This window comes from Streptomyces sp. NPDC058653, assembly GCF_042716895.1.
Lineage (GTDB): Bacteria > Actinomycetota > Actinomycetes > Streptomycetales > Streptomycetaceae > Streptomyces.
Window position 1 is genome coordinate 54,295 of the sequence record NZ_JBHXRM010000014.1, and the last position, 15,885, is coordinate 70,179.

Sequence of the window (15,885 nt, forward strand, 5' to 3'; positions counted from 1 at the left end):
CTGCCGATTCTTCCGACTTCTTCGAGGAGTTCCGCCATGAGTGACACCCCGACACCCGGCAACGGCGCCGAGACCGGTGCGACGACAGCCGAGGCTGCCGCGACGGACGCGACCGCCGCGCCCGCGATGAACACGGTGAACGCGACGACCGCCGCGCCCGCGATGAACGGCAAGACCATTGTGATCACGGGTGCCGGTTCCGGCTTCGGAGCGCTCGCCGCGCGCTCGCTCGCCCGGGCCGGGCACACCGTCTATGCCGCGATGCGCCACACCACGGGCCGTAACGCGGACCGGGTCGCCGAGGCGCGCGCGTACGCCTCCGAGCACGGAGTGCGCCTCCGTACGGTGGAGTTGGACGTGCTCTCCCAGGAGTCCGTCGACGCCGCCACGGCCACGGTGCTGGCCGAGACCGGCGGGATCGACGTGATCGTGCACAACGCCGGCCATATGGTCACCGGCCCCACCGAGGCGTTCACGCCCGAGGAGCTGATGGCCGTCTACGACACGAACGTGCTCGGCACCCAGCGCGTCAACAGGTCCCTCCTGCCTCATCTACGGGCTCAGGGGCATGGACTGGTCCTGTGGATAGGTTCCACGTCCAGCCGTGGCGGCACCCCGCCCTACCTCGCGCCGTACTTCGCCGCGAAGGCCGCCATGGACTCCCTCGCCGTCTCGTACGCCGCCGAGCTGGCCCGCTTCGGGATCGAGACCAGCATCGTGGTCCCCGGCTCCTTCACCTCCGGCACCAATCACTTCATCAGCGGCGGGCACCCGTCCGAGCAGACCGTCGTCGCCGAGTACGAGGAGCGGTACGGAGGGCTCATGGACCAGGTCGGCCGGAGCCTGGCCGCACTCGCGCCGGCCGACGCCGACGTGTCGCAGGTCGCCGACGCCATCGTCGCCGTGGTGGACGCCCCGTACGGATCACGACCGTTCAGGGTCCATGTGGACCCGGTGAACGACGGCTCCGAAGAGGTCAGCCGGGTCGCGGACCGAATAAGGGCCGAGTTCCTGACCCGTATCGGCCTGGCCGACCTCCTCGCCCCGCACACCACCACGTGCAGCACTACGCGTGCGGATGCGCGGACCGCCTCGCGTGTCGCCTCGTGGTGAGTAACAGCGCTACGGAGCCCTTGATACGGTCGTCCGCCATGAGCACACGAGCGCGGATCCTCGAAGTCGCGGCACGGCTGGTCGCCGATTCGCCCAACGGGGACGTGTCCACCCGGGCCGTGTGCGACGCCGCGCAGGTGGGCGCCCCGGCGCTCTACCGGCACTTCGGGGACAAGGAAGGGCTGCTGTCCGCAGTCGTCGACTACGGCTTCGACAGATACCTGGAGACCAAGCGCGAGCGGACCCCGGAGGACGACCCCATAGAGGATCTCCGCAAGGGCTGGGACACACATGTCGAGTTCGCGCTCGACAACCCGAACCTCTACCGGCTGATGTACTCCCCCGCGATGCGTACGCCTCCGGCGGCGGCCCTGGAGTCGCACGAGATCCTCACCAGGGACCTTCGGCGGGCCGCGGCGGAGGGCAAGTTGCGGCTGGCGCCCGAGGCGGCCGCCCAGGTCGTCATGTCCGCCAACGTCGGGGTGGCCCTGATGCTCGTCGCCCGTCCCTCGACCTTCACCGACAGGGACACCTCCCGTCGGGTCCGGGACGCCGTCCACGCCACCGTCTTCACCCCGGAGGTGATGGAGGAGCGTGCCGATCGGCCCGCACGGAGGACTCGGCTGCCCGCGGCGGCGGCGCAGTTGAACGTGCTGCTGGGACGGTCGGGCGAGTCGGGGCTCAGCACCGGAGAGAAGGCCCTGATGACGGAGTGGCTGCGCCGGCTCTCCACGACCTCGGCCGAGGCCGAAGGCGGCGAGTAGCGGCTCCACACGCCGTCGGGGCTCCGTGGGGCACGTCACGGTGCAGGTCGCTCTGCGGTCGCGTCGCGCGTTCCGCCGGGTGCGGGGTCAGGTGGGCAGATCCGCGCAGGTGTCCGACGCGGGGAGTTCATCCGCCAGAAATACCGTCTGGGCCATCATCTTGTAGCCGGACATCTTCTCGCGGAATGTCTCCACCGACTCCTCCGGGTGCACGGAATCGATCACGGCGTGCTCGCCGACGGCGTTGAACTGGTGGCTCACCCCACGCGGGATCTGCATGTCCACGAAGGAGCAGGGCGGCACGACCAGGTTGTAGCGGGTCCGCACCACGCCCGGCGGGGTGTCGGGCAGCGTGTCCTCGAATGAGCGCAGAGTGAAGGGAGTTACGCCGCTCACGCCGGTGATCTCGAACGGGGAGAGGCTGCTCACCCGGATGCGTGTCTCCGGGCCGGTCATCATCCGCACGAATCGCAGACCGGTGTGCATATGCATACGGGAGCAGACACCGCGCTCCTCGACATTGTAGAAATCCATCAGATAGCGATCGGCGAAGAAGTCGTCGAAGGGCGCTTCGAGCATATAGACATCGCCCTCCTCGAAGGTCTGGAAACGGGTTATCCCGTCTCTGTCCATCGTGGTCGCCGATTCGCTTCTCTTCGCGTCTCTCACGACCTTCGTGAAGGCGTTCACCACGGCCAGAGCGATGTCAGGGGGGAGTTGAAGGACCGGCGTGACGACGTTCCTCGCCGCGTCAGTGAATTCGGAGATGTCATGGACCTCGTTCTCTGCGTTCGCCTCGCGTTTCATTCGCGTACCGGAATTGGACATCTGAATCAAGCTCCATCGTCTAGGATCTGTCCGTTCGACACAACGAAACCATGCGCTTCTCAGGGCAGTTGGAGGGGGCCGCCATGATCTGCCCGCACTGTGGCACGGACGCCCGGCTTCGGGACCGGGGCAACGGGTTGTGCCCGAGCTGCAAGCGTGCCTTCGCTCTCGAACCCAGAGAGAACAAGCTGCGCCTGCATGACGTCCGGATGCGGAAGCTCATCGAGAAGCTCGGCGACGGCGAGGGGCTTCGCTACACGCCCACCCAGCTCTATTACGCCGCCGCGCGCAACCGCACCAACCCCGAACCGGGCCTGTACGGATGTCTCGCCTTCGGCGCGGTGCTTCTCGCGGCAGCCGTCTCGTGGGTGATCATCGCCCTCTCCGAGTTCAATCCGGGTGTCATCTGGGTCACGCTCTCGGCCGCCGCCGTCTTCGTCGTCCTGGCGATCGTGCGGAGCATCCGCGCTGCCCGCCGCTCGCTGTGGACCGGCACGGTCGAGGTGCCGATGCCGTTCGACGACTTCAAGACCTCGGTGATCGACCGCTGGACCACCGTCTACGGCACGCCGCCGGCCGGGCTCGCGCCCGAGGGACGCCAGCTGTATCCCCTGGTCCCGGACGGCGCCCCGCCGAAGCTGGTCCTCCTCTGTCCCGATCCCACCGTGCTGGCCTGCGCCGTGCTGAACGGCGCGCACGAGAAGCACTCCCTCGCGCTGGCGCAGACGGTGGACCAGCTCGGGAGGATACCGAGCGACCCGAACGCCCCTGGCGGAGCGGGGCCGGTGGGGATAGTCCTGCACGACGCCAGTCCGGCCGGGCTCGCCTTCGCGTCCGCGGCCAGGGCGGCGCTCGGTGACCGGGTGGTGGTCGCCGGGATGCTGCCGCGCACCGTGAAGGACAACCCCCATGCCGTGCGGCTGCGGAAGCCGCTGGACGACGGCGATCCGGACATCATCGCGGCCAACTTGTCGCGGCTCACGGAGGCGGAGGCCGACTGGCTGTCCCGTGGCTGGTGGTCGCCGGTCGCCTCCGTGACACCGGCGAAGCTGCTGACCGTGCTCGCACGGGCCGTGGACCGGGCGGAGGGGATAGCCGACCCCGACCGGGGGCGTGCCCAGCAGGTCGGATTCCTCACCTGGCCCTCGGCGTCATGAGGGACCCGGGGCACCTGACGGACTCGGCGTATGCGGGCGAGGCGGGGCAGGCGGGGCACATGCGACAGGCGATCCTGGACCGGGTGCTGCGTACGGCGGCCGAGAAGGCTGCCGCGCCCGGTCAACTGCACTTCACGGAGAGGCAGTTGTACTACGAGGTGTGCCGGGTGCTGCTGCCGTGGCACCGGGCGCCCCGGCGCACCCACTTCACGTCGGCCCCCGCGCTGACGTACGGCGCCTTCCGGGGCGCCCTGCAACGCCTCGGCCCGGAATCGGTGGACGGTCTCCTGCCGCCCGTCGTGCCCGGACCCCCGCAGGTGGCCGGGCGGCACACCCCGGAGCCCGACCTCTTCGACTACGGCCTGCCGAGGCTGCTGGTGTGCGAGTCCGACGACATCGCCGCCATGCTGCGGGCCAACGGGGTGCCGATGGAGTCGGCCTGCCCGGTCTACGGGGCGTCCGAACTGCCTCTCGACACAGGCGTGTTGAGGATGCTCTCACTGGCCGAGCGGGCGACGGTCTATCTGCTGCACGACGCGAGCGCGCACGGGCTCACCTTCCCCGCGCGGTTCGCCCGGACGGCCGACATACCCGACGGGGTGCGGGTCGTCCCGCTGGGGCTGCGGCCCCGGCAGGCCGGCGCGCTCCATCTGGTCCACGGCCGTGGACCGGCCTACGCGGCGATACCGGGCCACTGGCCGGGCCCCGCTGCCGCCGCCGGTGCCCTGGGCGGGGCCGGTGCCGGTGCCGCTCCGGGGCTCGCGTCCGCCCTCAGCCGCTGGGAGCGCGACTGGCTGCGACGCGGCAGATTCGTGGAACTGGCCGCCGTGAACCCGGCGTCACTGATCCGTACGGTGCACCGTCTCGTACGGGAAGTGCGCGCGCCCCGTTCGCAGTTGGCCGAGCTTCGTCAGGCGCGCCACGCGGGGTTCCTGAGCTGGCCCACCTCATGAGAGGAACCGCAGTGCCGCAGCCGCATAGGCGGGAGATCACCTACAGCGACGAGCTGCTCGCCGACCGCACGGTCCACCGGCGCTACTCGGACGGCCGCCAGGAGTGGCGCACCGCCGACGGCGGCAGCCGCCGGATCGTGCGGTGGCGGGACGAACGCGGTGGTTCGGGTACCGACGAGCTGCTCGGCCGGCGCATAGTCAAGCGCGTGTACGCGGACGGACGCCCGGCGATCTACGGCAGGGAGGCCGGTTACGGCCGGACGCTGTGGAGCGACGGGGTGCTGACGGTGAACCGGACCTCGTTCAGCGGCCGGATGGGCACGGTCCTCGGCGCGGTGACCGCCGGCGCCGTCCTCGGCACGCTCGTCATGCCGCCCGCCTCCCTCACCACGGAAGAGGAGGAGGAGATGCGCCGCCAGGCCGAGGCGAGCGCGTCGAGCGGCGGCGACGGCGGGGGCTCCGCGGACGGTTACGGGGACTTCGACGGCGGTTCCGCCGACAGCGACGACGACTTCGGCTGAGCCCGTACGGTCGGTCGCGTCGGCCGCACCCGCCCACATCCGGCCGACCGCGCCGCACCCGACCGCGCCGCACCCGGCTGCCCCGGCCGCCCGCCTGACCGGACCGCCGGGATCACGGAAGAAAGAGGACACGATGTCCCGCTGGTGTGCGTGTCTGACCGCCGACGACCCGGCCGGTCAGGTCGCCGCGATGGGCGGCCGGCCGGTGCCGACGCGGGCGGGCCACCACGCGCTGGGCCTGCTCGACGGACCCGGCGCCGCCACGGGGCCGTACCGGGTGGGCGAGGTGTACGCGATCGGCGAGGTCACCCTCCACAACGCGCCCGAACTCCGTGCCCGGCTCGGCTCGGCCGGTGCGGAGGGCGTCCCCGGCGACTGCACCGACGGTGAGCTGCTGCTGCGCGCGTACGCCAGGCTCGGCACCGCCGGACTGGCCGCCGCCGACGGCATGTTCGCCCTCGCCATCGTCGAACGCGACGAACTCGTCCTCGTCCGCGACCACGTGGGCGCCCGCACCCTCTTCCACGCCCGCGCCGGCACCGGCGACCGGGCCGCCTGGGCGGCCTCCACCTCCCTGCGCGCGCTCCAGCGCTGGCCCGCGCTCGACACCGGACTGCATCTGCCGGCGGTCCGCTCGTTCCTGACCTTCGCCTACCTCCCGGGCAGGGAGACGCTCCTGCGCGGGATCCAGGAAGTGCTGCCGGGCCGGTGCGTACGGCTCAAGGCGGACGGATCCACGGTGGAGGAGACGTACTGGGAGCCGGCCGAGGTGGCGGACGAGCGCCCGGCGGCCGAACACGCCCGGGAGCTGCGCGAGTTGCTGGAGTCCGCCACCGCCCGGCGGCTGCCGGTCGCCGAACCGGTCGGTGTGCTGCTCTCCGGCGGCGTGGACAGCAGCCTGGTCACCGCGCTCGCCGCCAAACTGCACGACCAGGCCGTCCGGTCGTACTCGATCAGCTTCGGCGGTGACGCCCCGAACGAGCTCGCCTACTCCGGACTGGTCGCCGCCCACTGCCACACCGAGCACCAGGTCCTGACCGTCCCCGGCGAGGCGGTCGCGGCACGGCTGCCGGAGACCGTCGCGCTGCTGGACAGTCCGGTCGGCGACCCGCTCACCGTGCCCAACCTGATGCTCGCCGAGGCGGTGGCCGCGGACGGTATGAGCGTCGTGCTCAACGGGGAGGGCGGCGACCCGGTCTTCGGCGGCCCCAAGAACCTGCCGATGCTCATCCATGAACTGCACCGCGACGAGCCGGGCGTGGACTCACGCGCACGGGCCTACGTGGACTCGTACCGCAAGTGCCACGCCGATCTGCCCGTCCTGCTGACGCCCGGTGTGCTGGCCGAGCTGGCGGACGCGGCGCCGGTGACGGACGCGCTGGCGCCGTATCTGGCGCAGGGGCGGATGACGAGTCTGCTCAACCAGTTGCTGCACACCAATCTGCGGACCAAGGGCGCCCACCACATCCTCACCAAGGTCGAGCGCATCACCGCCTCCCAGGGGCTGGAGGGCCGCGCCCCGCTGTTCGACCGCGCGGTGGTCGACCACGCGTTCCGTGTGCCGCCCCGGCTGAAGCTCGCGGGGACGAGCGAGAAGTGGATCCTCAAGGAGGCGGTACGGGACCTGCTGCCGCCGACGATCGTGGACCGCCCGAAGAGCGGAATGCGGGTACCGGTCCAGCAGTGGCTGGACGGACCCCTGCGCGAGCTGGGTCACGACCTGCTGCTCGGCAGGGCGGCGCGCGCCCGTGGCCTGTTCCGCGAGGACACGATCTGTTCCTGGCTCCGCCGGGAGGGGACGCTGCTGCCACGCCAGGGAGGCAAGCTGTGGCTGGTCCTCACGCTGGAGCTGTGGCTGCGTTCGTTCGAGGTGGGGGCGTAGAGGAGGTCGCGGGCGGCCGGGTGGCCCGGGCGATTCGAGAACCGCGCCTGCCGCCGTACTGCGCGGCCGAGGCGTACGACCCGGTGAATCCGGTCATCCAGAGCCTCACCCCCGCCACCGGCGCGCGCGCTGCTCCCCGCACCCCGCCCCGAGCGCGCCACCCCCCGTGCCCCACCCCCCGTCCCCCTCCCACCCGGTGCATATCCTGCGGTGCCATGAGCACCTCTCGGATCGCTGGCCCCTCCGAAGGGGCGGCCGAACTCGAAGCCCTGCGCGACCTGCTGGCCACCGTCAAGGCGCCGCGCGCCCGTAAGGCCGTACGCGAACTCCTCGTCCGGCCCGCCGGCGCACCACCCGTCGACCCCGCGCAAGCCATGGCGCTCGCGGCGCGGTTCGCGGCCGTCGGGGAGCCCACCACCGACGCGCTGCTGAAGCTGTGGCCGAAGGTCGCCGACCCGGACGGCTTCGCCGAACTGCTCCTTCTCCCCGCCTACGTACGGGAGAACCGCACCGACCTGAAGGTCAGCAAGACCGTCCCGGCCGGCCTGCGGCATCTCGCGCCCGTCCTGCGCGGCCTCCGGCTGGACCGCTGCGCCGGGCTCACCGATCTCGCGCCGCTCGCCGAGTTCACCGGGCTCACCAGCCTCGACCTGGGCGGCTGTTCGGCCGTCGACGACCTCACGCCCCTCGCCGGCCTCTCCGCCCTGGAGAGCCTGGGGCTGCACCGCTGCCGCAAGGTCAAGGACATCGCCCCGCTGCGGAGCCTGCGCGCGCTGCGCAGTCTCGACCTCAGCGTCACCGGTGTCGCGTCGGTCTCCGGACTCGGCGCCGCGCTGCCCGGCCTGGAATCCCTCAACCTCCAGGGCTGCCGGAGCCTGCGTGACATCGGTCCGCTCAGCGGGCTGCGCCGGCTCGCCACACTCGATCTCGGCTGGACCGGCATCAGGGATCTGTCGGCCCTGACGGATGTCGGCGCGGTGACCGAGCTGGATCTCACCAGTTGCGCGCACCTCACCACCCTCAAGGGCATCGACGCCATGCCCTCGCTGCGGGTGCTGCGGATGGACAAGCTCCGCCGCCTCAGGTCCCTGGACGGCCTCGGCCACCACCCCGGCGTCACCGAACTGGTGCTCACCGAATGCGTCGAACTCCAGGACCTCCGCGCGATCGGCGGCCTGCCCGGACTGAAGACCGTCGAACTCGCCGACTGTGAACGGCTCACCTCCCTCGCCGGTGTCGAGGCGCTGCACGACCTCGACCTGCTCAGGGTGCGGAACTGCGCGTCCCTCTCCGACTTCTCGCCACTGGCCGGCGCCCCCGCCCCGCGCCGGCTGTTCCTGACGAACGTCGACGCCGGACCCGACCTCGGGTTCCTGCCCGAACTGCCCGATCTGCGCGTGCTGTTGATCGACCGGTTCCGGACCCTGCGTACGCTGGACGGTGCGCCGGACCTTCCTGGTCTGCGCAGTCTCGACGTACGCCACTGCCCCTCCCTGGCCGATCTCGGCCGGGTCGGTGATCTGCCGAACCTGGAGCGCGTACAGGTCTTCGAGTGCGACGTCCTGCACGACGCCGACGGTCTGGCCGGCCGGGCGCCGCTGGCCGAACTGCGGCTGGAGGGCGTACGCCAACTGGAGTCCCTGGACGTCCTGGCCGGGTCGCCCACCCTCCGGAAGATCAAGATCGAGTCGTGCGACCGGCTGAAGGCGCCGCCGATGGGAGGGATGAGGGAGCTCCGGGTGCTGGAGTACCGCTACCAGCCCTGGCCCGACTTCGACTTCCTGATCGGCAGCACCTCGATCGAGTCGGTCAAGGCCTACTCGCTGGGGCTGCGCGACGTCTCGGGCCTGGCCGGGCTGCCCGCCCTGGCCAAGCTGGACTTCAGCCTCTCCTCGACCCACAAGTTGGCCTCGTTCGCCCCACTGCTGGAGATCAAGGGGCTCACGCACCTCCTTCTGAGCGACTACGTCACCCGGCACGTTCCCGATGGTGCCCGGGTGGCGGCCGAGTTGAAGGCGCGCGGCGCGACGGCCTACGCGTTCTGAGCGGCGCCGGAAGTGCCTCCGGCTGCCCGCTCACCCGCCCGCCCGCCCGTCGCATGTGTTCCCGGAGCACCGTCATGGCGGACACAACGGCACATCGCGGGGATCCCGGTACCGGCCGGGGGCGCGGCCGGCCCGGTCAGCTTCCCTCGGAGCCCGCTCAGCCCTCCTTGGTGGAGTAGGAGTGCGCTCCGGTGCCGGCGAGCGCGCCGCCCTCGACGATGAGGTACTCGTCGCGGATGGGGTTGCCGGCGAAGTAGGACTCCAGGATCTCGCGGGTGCCGGCCGCGTAACGGGCCTGCGCCGAGAGGGACGAGCCCGAGATGTGCGGGGTCATCGCGTGGTGCGGCATCGTGCGCCAGGGGTGGTCGGCCGGGGCGGGCTGGGGGAACCAGACGTCGCCGCCGTAACCGGCGAGCTGGCCGGAGCGCAGGGCGCGGTCGACGGCGTCGCGGTCCACGATCTTGGCGCGGGCGGTGTTGATGAGGTAGGCGCCGCGCTTCATGGTGCCGATGAGGGTGTCGTCGAACAGGCCCTCGGTCTCCGGGTGCAGGGGCGCGTTGATGGTGACGACGTCGCAGTGCGGCACCATGGCGGCGGTCGATTCGTGCCAGGTGAGGTTGAGCTCCTGCTCCACGGCCTCCGGGAGACGGTGGCGGTCGGTGTAGTGGAGGCCGACGTCGAAGGGGGCCAGGCGGCGCAGGACGGCGAGGCCGATACGGCCGGCAGCGACGGTGCCGACCTGCATGCCCTCCAGGTCGTACGAGCGCTTGACGGCGTCCGCGATGTTCCAGCCGCCGTCGAGGACGATCTGGTGGGACGGGATGAAGTTGCGTACGAGGCCGAGGACCGTCATCACGACGTGCTCGGCGACGCTGATGCTGTTGCAGTAGGTGACTTCGGCGACGGTGACGCCGTGCGCGATGGCGGCGTCCAGGTCGACGTGGTCCGAACCGATGCCGGCGGTGACGGCGAGCTTCAGGTTCTTGGCTCCGGCGATGCGCTCGGCCGTCAGATACGCCGGCCAGAACGGCTGGGAGATCACGATGTCGGCGTCCGCCAGCTCGCGGTCGAAGACCGATCCCGTGCCTTCCTTGTCGGAAGTGACCACGAGTGTGTGGCCGCGGCTCTCCAGGAAGGAGCGGAGGCCGAGTTCACCGGAGACGCTGCCCAGCAGATGGCCGGGGGTGAAGTCGGTGCCCTCGGGGGTCGGGGTGGTCTGGCCGCCGGGGTAGTGGTCGATGACCGGGAGGTCGTCGCGGGCGTAGGTGGTGGGCTGTCCGTCGGTCGGGTCGTCGTACAGCACACACAGGATCTTGGCCATGACGTTGCGGCTCCTCGTCCGTTGCTGCGGAGTGCTTCGGAAGGTGCCTCTTACGGTCGGCCCTGGCATCGGCCCAGGTCAAAGCGGTTGTTTCTATCCGTGGATAGACAACGCCTATCGCTCGGGCCTCTCCTGCGGCGCCCGGGCCGGGTCCAGATACGTACCGAGCAGGCCGTCCAGCACCTCGCGCAGGCTCACCCGTCGCGCGGTCTCCAACAGGGCCTTGGCGAGGACCGGTTCGGGGCTGCGGTCGGCGATGACCAGGCCCACGCGCGGGCCGTGCGCGGGATGCACCAGCGGGACCACGCGCATCGTGTCGGGGACGCCGAACATATGCAGCCAGGCGTGCGAGATCACGCTCGACCAGCGGCCCGCCGCCATGTGCGTGTAGAGGCCGGCGACGGTGTCGGTCTCGATAGCAGGGGTGACGCTCGCGCCCTCGGCGGCGAAGTACTCGTCCATGATGCGGCGGTTGCGCATCTGCTGCGACAGCAGGCACAGCGGCAGCCCGGCGACCTCGGCCCAGCGCACCGACCGTTGCTCTGCGAGCGCGCTGTCGTGGGGTGTCAGAAGCAGATACCGCTCCTCGTACAGGGGCGTTCTCCGTACCTGGCGCAGGCTCTCGTCGTCCAGATACGTCAGGGCGATGTCCAGCTCGAACGAGGTCAGCCGCCGGGTGATGTCGCGCGACGACAGCGACTCCAACGAGACGCGGACGAGCGGGTGCTGCTCACAGAAGGGGGTGGTGAGCAGGGACGCGGCCGTCAGCGCGGTGGGGATGGCGCCCAGCCGCAGTGTGCCGGTGAGGCCGCCGCGCATGACCGACAACTCGTGGAGCAGCGCGTCGCGTTCGGCGAGGATCCGGTGTGCCCAGAGCAGTATCCGCTCGCCCTCCGGCGTGAGCCCCTCGAAGCGCCGGCCGCGACGCACGATGGGGACGCCCAGTTCGTGCTCCAGCTTGCGTATCGCGGCGGAGAGCGAGGGCTGCGAGACGAAGCAGGCGTCGGCGGCCCGCGCGAAGTGCCGCTCACGGGCGAGCGCGACGAGGTACTCCAGTTGCCGCAACAGCACGACGAATCGTTGCTCCCCTCCGCTCCGGGCGGGCGCCGGTTCCGGACATCCTCACGTACGGGGGCGGTCACCGCGACCATTCCCGCCGTCCCTATCCCGGTCCCTGCCGCCTTCCCGCGTCCCTCGTCCACTGTCCCCTGTCCCCGTCCATCCGGGCACTGCCAGGCCGTCGCCGACGTTGGACCGTCATGACGGTCTATGGCGATGACGCGACGGCAAGCAACATCCTGACCAACACCGGAGACACCTGGGCAGTGGTCGGCCTGTCCAACAACCCCGAAAGGGCCGCCTACCGCGTGGCCGACAAACTGCGCCGCATCGGCAAGAAGGTGGTGCCCGTGCACCCCAAGGCGGAGGCGGTGGAAGGCGAACAGGGCTACGCCTCCCTGGCGGACATCCCCTTCGCGATCGATGTGGTGAACGTATTCGTCAACTCCGACCTCGCGGGCCCCATCGCCGACCAGGCGGTGACGCTGGGGGCCAAGGCGGTCTGGTTCCAGCTGGACGTGATAGACGAGGCCGCGTACGAGCGGACCCTGGCGGCCGGCGTCCAGATGGTGATGGACCGCTCGGCGGGACGGGAGATCACGCGCCTGGGCCTGCTCTGAGGTAATCGTCCGTCCCGGGTGATGACTCGTCCGACGTAAACCCGCCCGCCGGCCCCGCCCGAGTCGCGGGGCCGGCGGGCGCGGTCCGTACGGCGGACTTGGCGGAGTACTCGTAACCGGGCCCTTTCGGAGAGCCTCGGCCACTGATCGGCATCTCGCGCGGATCGACGGGTCATGGCCCGCGACGTGGGTACGGTCGCCCGAGGAACTCCATTCGCCGGGCCAGCCTCTGCCCCCGGGCACCTCCATGAACGGCGTCGGGGTGGCCGGCCGGCGCCCGATGGAGTTCGTGGGCGAAGCCGACGTCGTACTGATCGGCAGCGGGGTGAAGGCGCGAGAAGTGGTCGCCGACGACACCCTGCTCTCCAGGCTCGCGCTCGACCCCGCACGGCAGTTGATCGGCGCGCAGTGCTCCGGCGCGCTGGTACTGGCCCGGCTGGGGCTCCTGAACGGAATGCCCGCCTGTACGGACATGACGAGCCGGCCTTTCGTGGAGGCCGCGGGGGTCACCGTGCTGGACGCGCCGTTCCACGCCGAGGGAAACATCGCCACGGCGGGCGGCTGCCTGGCGTCGCAGTATCTCGCCACGTGGGTGATGACGCGGACGCTCGGGGAGGAGGCCGCGCGGGGAGTGCTGGACTACGTGGCTCCGGTGGGCGAGAACCGGGAAACGACCGAACGCGCGATGCACGCGGTCCGCACGGGGGAGGCGGCACTGCGCTGACGCTTCGAGCGAGCGGGCCAAGCGGCACCGTAAAACTCGTTGGGCGGACGAGGACGACCACTGCTACTTTTCCGGAGGCCGTGCGAGAGATCGAGGAGGTGGTACCCGTGAACGCAGTATCGACATGGGTGCTCCCCTCCGGAGTCATGGTCGGGCGATAGGTCGTCCGGGAGCGCCGTTCTGAGCACTCCCGAAAGGCACGACCATGCACGTCATTTCCGAGCGGCGTCTCGACGACGGTGTCCTCGAACGCGAATTCACCCTCGGTGAGATCCCGGGCTATCTCTGGACCCCCGGATCCGCATCCCCGTCCGCACCGGTGCCGCTGATCCTGCTCGGCCACCCTCCCCTCGGGCTGCGCAGGATGTACCCCCGACTGGTGGCCCGAGCGCTGCACTCCGCGGCGGAGGGCTTCGCCACGGCCACCATCGAACTCCCCGGAAGCGGCGACCGGCCCCGTTGGCCCGCAGCCGACCGGGCGCGCTCCGATCTGCGCCGGGCGATGGAGGCCGGCGAGCCGGTCAGCGACGAGATTATCGACGCCCTCATCCTCCCGTTGGTCGAAAAGGCGGTCCCGGAATGGCAGACCGCCCTGGACGCCCTCCTTTCGCTGCCCGAGATCGGCGGCCCGGTCGGGTACTCGGGCGGAGTGATCTCGATCGGCATCCGGCTGGCGGTGGTCGAGCCCCGAATCGCGGCGGCGGGTCTGTTCGCCGGAAGTCTCGTGCCGCGCGCGATGTACGAGGAGGCCCGGCGGGTCACTGTCCCGCTGCATGTCCTGCTGCAGTGGGACGACGAGGGGAACGACCGGCAGGCGGCCCTGGACCTCTTCGACGCCTTCGGCTCCAAGGAGAAGTCGCTGCACGCCAACATGGGCGGACACACGGGCGTCCCGCAGTCCGCGGGGGACTCGGCGGCCCAGTTCTTCACCCGACACCTGAGGTAAGGCCCCGACCCTCCACAGCTCGCTACGGCACGGGCCCACGCTGCTCGAAGTCATCCACTGTGAGCGACGCCTGACGGTCCACGGAGGAGCCGCGGTGAGGACGGTTGGGCCGCCGAACGAGCTCGTCCAGGCGGCGTCTGCCGGAGGCGCCGTCGCCAGTGCAGCCGAACGTCGAAGGCCCGCCATTGCTAGCAACGGCGGGCCTTCGACTATTGCCCGGTGAGAGCAATGGCGGAGGATACGAGATTCGAACTCGTGAGGGGTTGCCCCCAAGACGCTTTCCAACTGTCTTGGTGTGCCAGCGGGTTGTGTGCGAGGGCGTTCACCTGGGTTCATGGGCGGCTGGCTGTCGACGCGGGGACGGCTGAGGGTCTCGCCTGAACGGCCGTGAACAGGGCTGAATGAGACGGAAACTGAGAGGGCTACCCATGGTTTTAGAGCTGACCTCGCCACCATGGCACGTCCAGGCTGTCAGCCGGGATGACCTTGGCCCTTGCAAGAATCTTCCGGTCGAGGGCCCACACGAGGGCGCGCAACTCACGCGCGCTCTTCCTGGGCAGTGAGTGAAGCACGGCTTCGAGGTGCTCGCGGAAATCAGCGCCGTAACACCCGCACTCCGGGATGCCGCAATCGGGACCTGCGAGTGGTCTACAAGTTGTCTGAGGGGGCCATGGGCATAAACCTGCCAGTGCCAGAACGCTTCTTCTGTGGCTTCGGGCCAGAAGCGGGCCCGCTCCAGCCGGCGCAGGTCAGCTGTGCAAGATCCTGAAAGGCGATCAATGAACGGGTACCGTCGCTGCCTCCGCGGGCGGATAGGGACGTCGCCCCGCAGGGCTGACGGGCGCTTACGCGGCATTGCCCCTTCGGTTGTGGGTCACGTGGGCAAGCTACAGAACCACGCGTCAGGTGGCCACCGCGTATCCGGTGGCCGAAGCCCTGAGCTTGGGAATCGCAGGAAATGCCGTGCCAGCACACCATCTGACCAGCAGCTATGTAGCCGTTGGGTTGGAAGGGTGCACTGTTTCGGCAGCCGCCCTTGACCGTGGTTCGCCGTACCAACCGGTGCGCATCTGGTGCGAGCCTTCTGCGGCTACGGGCTACTGCCCGCCGGGCTGCGTGTCATCGTGCCGTGATCGACTTTGCCGCCCCAAGATTACGGCGCATGCCGGTGCGGAGCTCGGCCACGGCAGCATCAAACCTCTCCTCCAACTCCACATAGGCCGCGTCGTCGACCGAGGCACCTGCCACGAGCAGGTCTCGGGTATCCCTCAGGACCACGAACGCTGATCGTGCGGCTTCCACGATCTCCGGTGGTGGGACGATGGCCAACTGGTGGCGGATCTCGTACGCACCAGGCGTCAGGAACACTTCACGGATCCTCCTGCACGATCTGGCACGGTTCTGGCACGATCTCTTTGTTCGCCGTAGCAGTAACGAGCCGGTGTCTGGCCGGTATGCAGGCTGGGCAGTGGCCACGCCATGGGGAGGGGCAATGAGGATTAAGGACCCGGAATACCCGGCAGCGGTCGAAGCGGCTGTGGAAATCCTGCGGGAGTGGGCCTGTCGGGGACAGACCATCACGTACGGGGAGTTGAGCGCCGAGCTGGCGGCGCGGGGCTTTGACGCCATCCCGCCTCACCGCGGAGTCATGACCTACCTGCTCAAGGATGTTTGCCTTTACCGTAACGAGGACGGACGAGCACCGATGCTCTCGTCGATCGTGGTGAATAAGGCGAGCCGGGAGCCATCCGACCAGTTCTCCGGCCTTGCTCGAAGCCTGCCCTTTTCCCGACCGGCTAACTGGACCTGGCGGGACGAGCAGCAGCAGGTGTTCGCTCGGCACCGAGAGAAATAACCTCGGTCCTCGACACCCGCTTTAGGAGTTCGCCCCGGCAGCCACCGCGCCCCTTCACTCCATGGAAGATGACGTTGCCGACGGCCGTTCGGTGCCG

14 protein-coding genes and 1 pseudogene are annotated in these 15,885 nt (G+C 70.1%); 11 read left to right on the forward strand and 4 right to left on the reverse strand.

The genetic code is table 11. From position 1 onward, the window contains the following. Positions 1-162: 162 nt before the first annotated feature. The gene (locus ACFWU9_RS14730; protein WP_384318305.1) at positions 163-1,113 is read left to right on the forward strand and encodes an SDR family oxidoreductase; all 951 of its coding nucleotides are present in this window, start codon (positions 163-165) and stop codon (positions 1,111-1,113) included. Positions 1,114-1,151: 38 nt separating this feature from the next. Then, a complete protein-coding gene (locus ACFWU9_RS14735) occupies positions 1,152-1,877 on the forward strand; it encodes a TetR/AcrR family transcriptional regulator (protein WP_384318154.1) in 726 nt (241 codons plus the stop codon). An 87-nt stretch (positions 1,878-1,964) separates the two neighbouring features. Here the strand turns inward: ACFWU9_RS14735 and ACFWU9_RS14740 are convergent, their stop codons facing one another. Beyond that, entirely contained in the window at positions 1,965-2,684 is a 720-nt protein-coding gene (locus ACFWU9_RS14740) for a hypothetical protein (protein WP_384318156.1), read from the reverse strand. Positions 2,685-2,755: 71 nt separating this feature from the next. Here ACFWU9_RS14740 and ACFWU9_RS14745 point away from each other — a divergent pair, with 71 nt between their 5' ends. The 5 genes from ACFWU9_RS14745 (at position 2,756) to ACFWU9_RS14765 (ending at position 9,263) form a co-directional block, all read left to right on the forward strand. Continuing rightward, a complete protein-coding gene (locus ACFWU9_RS14745) occupies positions 2,756-3,862 on the forward strand; it encodes a hypothetical protein (protein ID WP_384318158.1) in 1,107 nt (368 codons plus the stop codon). Positions 3,863-3,921: 59 nt separating this feature from the next. Continuing rightward, positions 3,922-4,815 (forward strand): hypothetical protein, encoded by an 894-nt coding sequence (locus ACFWU9_RS14750; RefSeq protein WP_384318160.1) that lies wholly within the window; start codon positions 3,922-3,924, stop codon positions 4,813-4,815. Between the two features lie 11 nt (positions 4,816-4,826). Beyond that, positions 4,827-5,336, forward strand: a complete 510-nt coding sequence (locus tag ACFWU9_RS14755; protein ID WP_384318162.1) for a hypothetical protein — start codon at positions 4,827-4,829, stop codon at positions 5,334-5,336. Positions 5,337-5,469: 133 nt separating this feature from the next. Beyond that, the gene (locus ACFWU9_RS14760) at positions 5,470-7,218 is read left to right on the forward strand and encodes an asparagine synthetase B family protein (protein ID WP_384318164.1); all 1,749 of its coding nucleotides are present in this window, start codon (positions 5,470-5,472) and stop codon (positions 7,216-7,218) included. A 215-nt stretch (positions 7,219-7,433) separates the two neighbouring features. After that, positions 7,434-9,263 carry a leucine-rich repeat domain-containing protein gene (locus tag ACFWU9_RS14765; RefSeq protein WP_384318166.1) on the forward strand — a complete coding sequence of 610 codons (1,830 nt, stop codon included), beginning with the start codon at positions 7,434-7,436 and terminating at the stop codon, positions 9,261-9,263. A gap of 157 nt (positions 9,264-9,420) precedes the next feature. Here the strand turns inward: ACFWU9_RS14765 and ACFWU9_RS14770 are convergent, their stop codons facing one another. Continuing rightward, positions 9,421-10,584, reverse strand: coding sequence for an NAD-dependent formate dehydrogenase (locus ACFWU9_RS14770; RefSeq protein WP_384318168.1), 1,164 nt, complete (start codon positions 10,582-10,584; stop codon positions 9,421-9,423). A 114-nt stretch (positions 10,585-10,698) separates the two neighbouring features. Then, positions 10,699-11,655, reverse strand: a complete 957-nt coding sequence (locus ACFWU9_RS14775; protein WP_384318170.1) for a LysR substrate-binding domain-containing protein — start codon at positions 11,653-11,655, stop codon at positions 10,699-10,701. A 188-nt stretch (positions 11,656-11,843) separates the two neighbouring features. Here ACFWU9_RS14775 and ACFWU9_RS14780 point away from each other — a divergent pair, with 188 nt between their 5' ends. The 3 genes and pseudogenes from ACFWU9_RS14780 to ACFWU9_RS14790 all read left to right on the forward strand — a co-directional run bounded on the left by ACFWU9_RS14780 (position 11,844) and on the right by ACFWU9_RS14790 (position 13,933). After that, positions 11,844-12,263, forward strand: a complete 420-nt coding sequence (locus ACFWU9_RS14780; RefSeq protein WP_384318172.1) for a CoA-binding protein — start codon at positions 11,844-11,846, stop codon at positions 12,261-12,263. A 226-nt stretch (positions 12,264-12,489) separates the two neighbouring features. Beyond that, positions 12,490-12,987: pseudogene (locus ACFWU9_RS14785) on the forward strand (AraC family transcriptional regulator); the annotation flags it as partial. A 205-nt stretch (positions 12,988-13,192) separates the two neighbouring features. Beyond that, positions 13,193-13,933: a dienelactone hydrolase family protein gene (locus ACFWU9_RS14790; protein ID WP_384318174.1), complete on the forward strand. Its 741-nt coding sequence runs from the start codon at positions 13,193-13,195 to the stop codon at positions 13,931-13,933. A 1,119-nt stretch (positions 13,934-15,052) separates the two neighbouring features. Here ACFWU9_RS14790 and ACFWU9_RS14795 read toward each other — a convergent pair. Further along, positions 15,053-15,301, reverse strand: coding sequence for a hypothetical protein (locus ACFWU9_RS14795; protein WP_384318175.1), 249 nt, complete (start codon positions 15,299-15,301; stop codon positions 15,053-15,055). Positions 15,302-15,425: 124 nt separating this feature from the next. Here ACFWU9_RS14795 and ACFWU9_RS14800 point away from each other — a divergent pair, with 124 nt between their 5' ends. Next, complete coding sequence (locus tag ACFWU9_RS14800) at positions 15,426-15,788, forward strand: hypothetical protein (protein WP_384318177.1); 363 nt, start codon at positions 15,426-15,428, stop codon at positions 15,786-15,788. Positions 15,789-15,885: the final 97 nt, after the last annotated feature.

Excerpts from the sequence above, each read along its gene's own strand:
- ACFWU9_RS14735 (WP_384318154.1), top strand. The coding sequence starts at position 1,152 with ATGAGCACACGAGCGCGGATCCTCGAAGTCGCGGCACGGCTGGTCGCC.
- ACFWU9_RS14740 (WP_384318156.1), bottom strand. The coding sequence starts at position 2,684 with ATGAAACGCGAGGCGAACGCAGAGAACGAGGTCCATGACATCTCCGAA.
- ACFWU9_RS14745 (WP_384318158.1), top strand. The coding sequence starts at position 2,756 with ATGCGCTTCTCAGGGCAGTTGGAGGGGGCCGCCATGATCTGCCCGCAC.
- ACFWU9_RS14765 (WP_384318166.1), top strand. The coding sequence starts at position 7,434 with ATGAGCACCTCTCGGATCGCTGGCCCCTCCGAAGGGGCGGCCGAACTC.
- ACFWU9_RS14770 (WP_384318168.1), bottom strand. The coding sequence starts at position 10,584 with ATGGCCAAGATCCTGTGTGTGCTGTACGACGACCCGACCGACGGACAG.
- ACFWU9_RS14730 (WP_384318305.1), top strand. The coding sequence starts at position 163 with ATGAACGGCAAGACCATTGTGATCACGGGTGCCGGTTCCGGCTTCGGA.
- ACFWU9_RS14780 (WP_384318172.1), top strand. The coding sequence starts at position 11,844 with ATGACGGTCTATGGCGATGACGCGACGGCAAGCAACATCCTGACCAAC.
- ACFWU9_RS14760 (WP_384318164.1), top strand. The coding sequence starts at position 5,470 with ATGTCCCGCTGGTGTGCGTGTCTGACCGCCGACGACCCGGCCGGTCAG.
- ACFWU9_RS14800 (WP_384318177.1), top strand. The coding sequence starts at position 15,426 with ATGAGGATTAAGGACCCGGAATACCCGGCAGCGGTCGAAGCGGCTGTG.
- ACFWU9_RS14790 (WP_384318174.1), top strand. The coding sequence starts at position 13,193 with ATGCACGTCATTTCCGAGCGGCGTCTCGACGACGGTGTCCTCGAACGC.
- ACFWU9_RS14750 (WP_384318160.1), top strand. The coding sequence starts at position 3,922 with ATGCGACAGGCGATCCTGGACCGGGTGCTGCGTACGGCGGCCGAGAAG.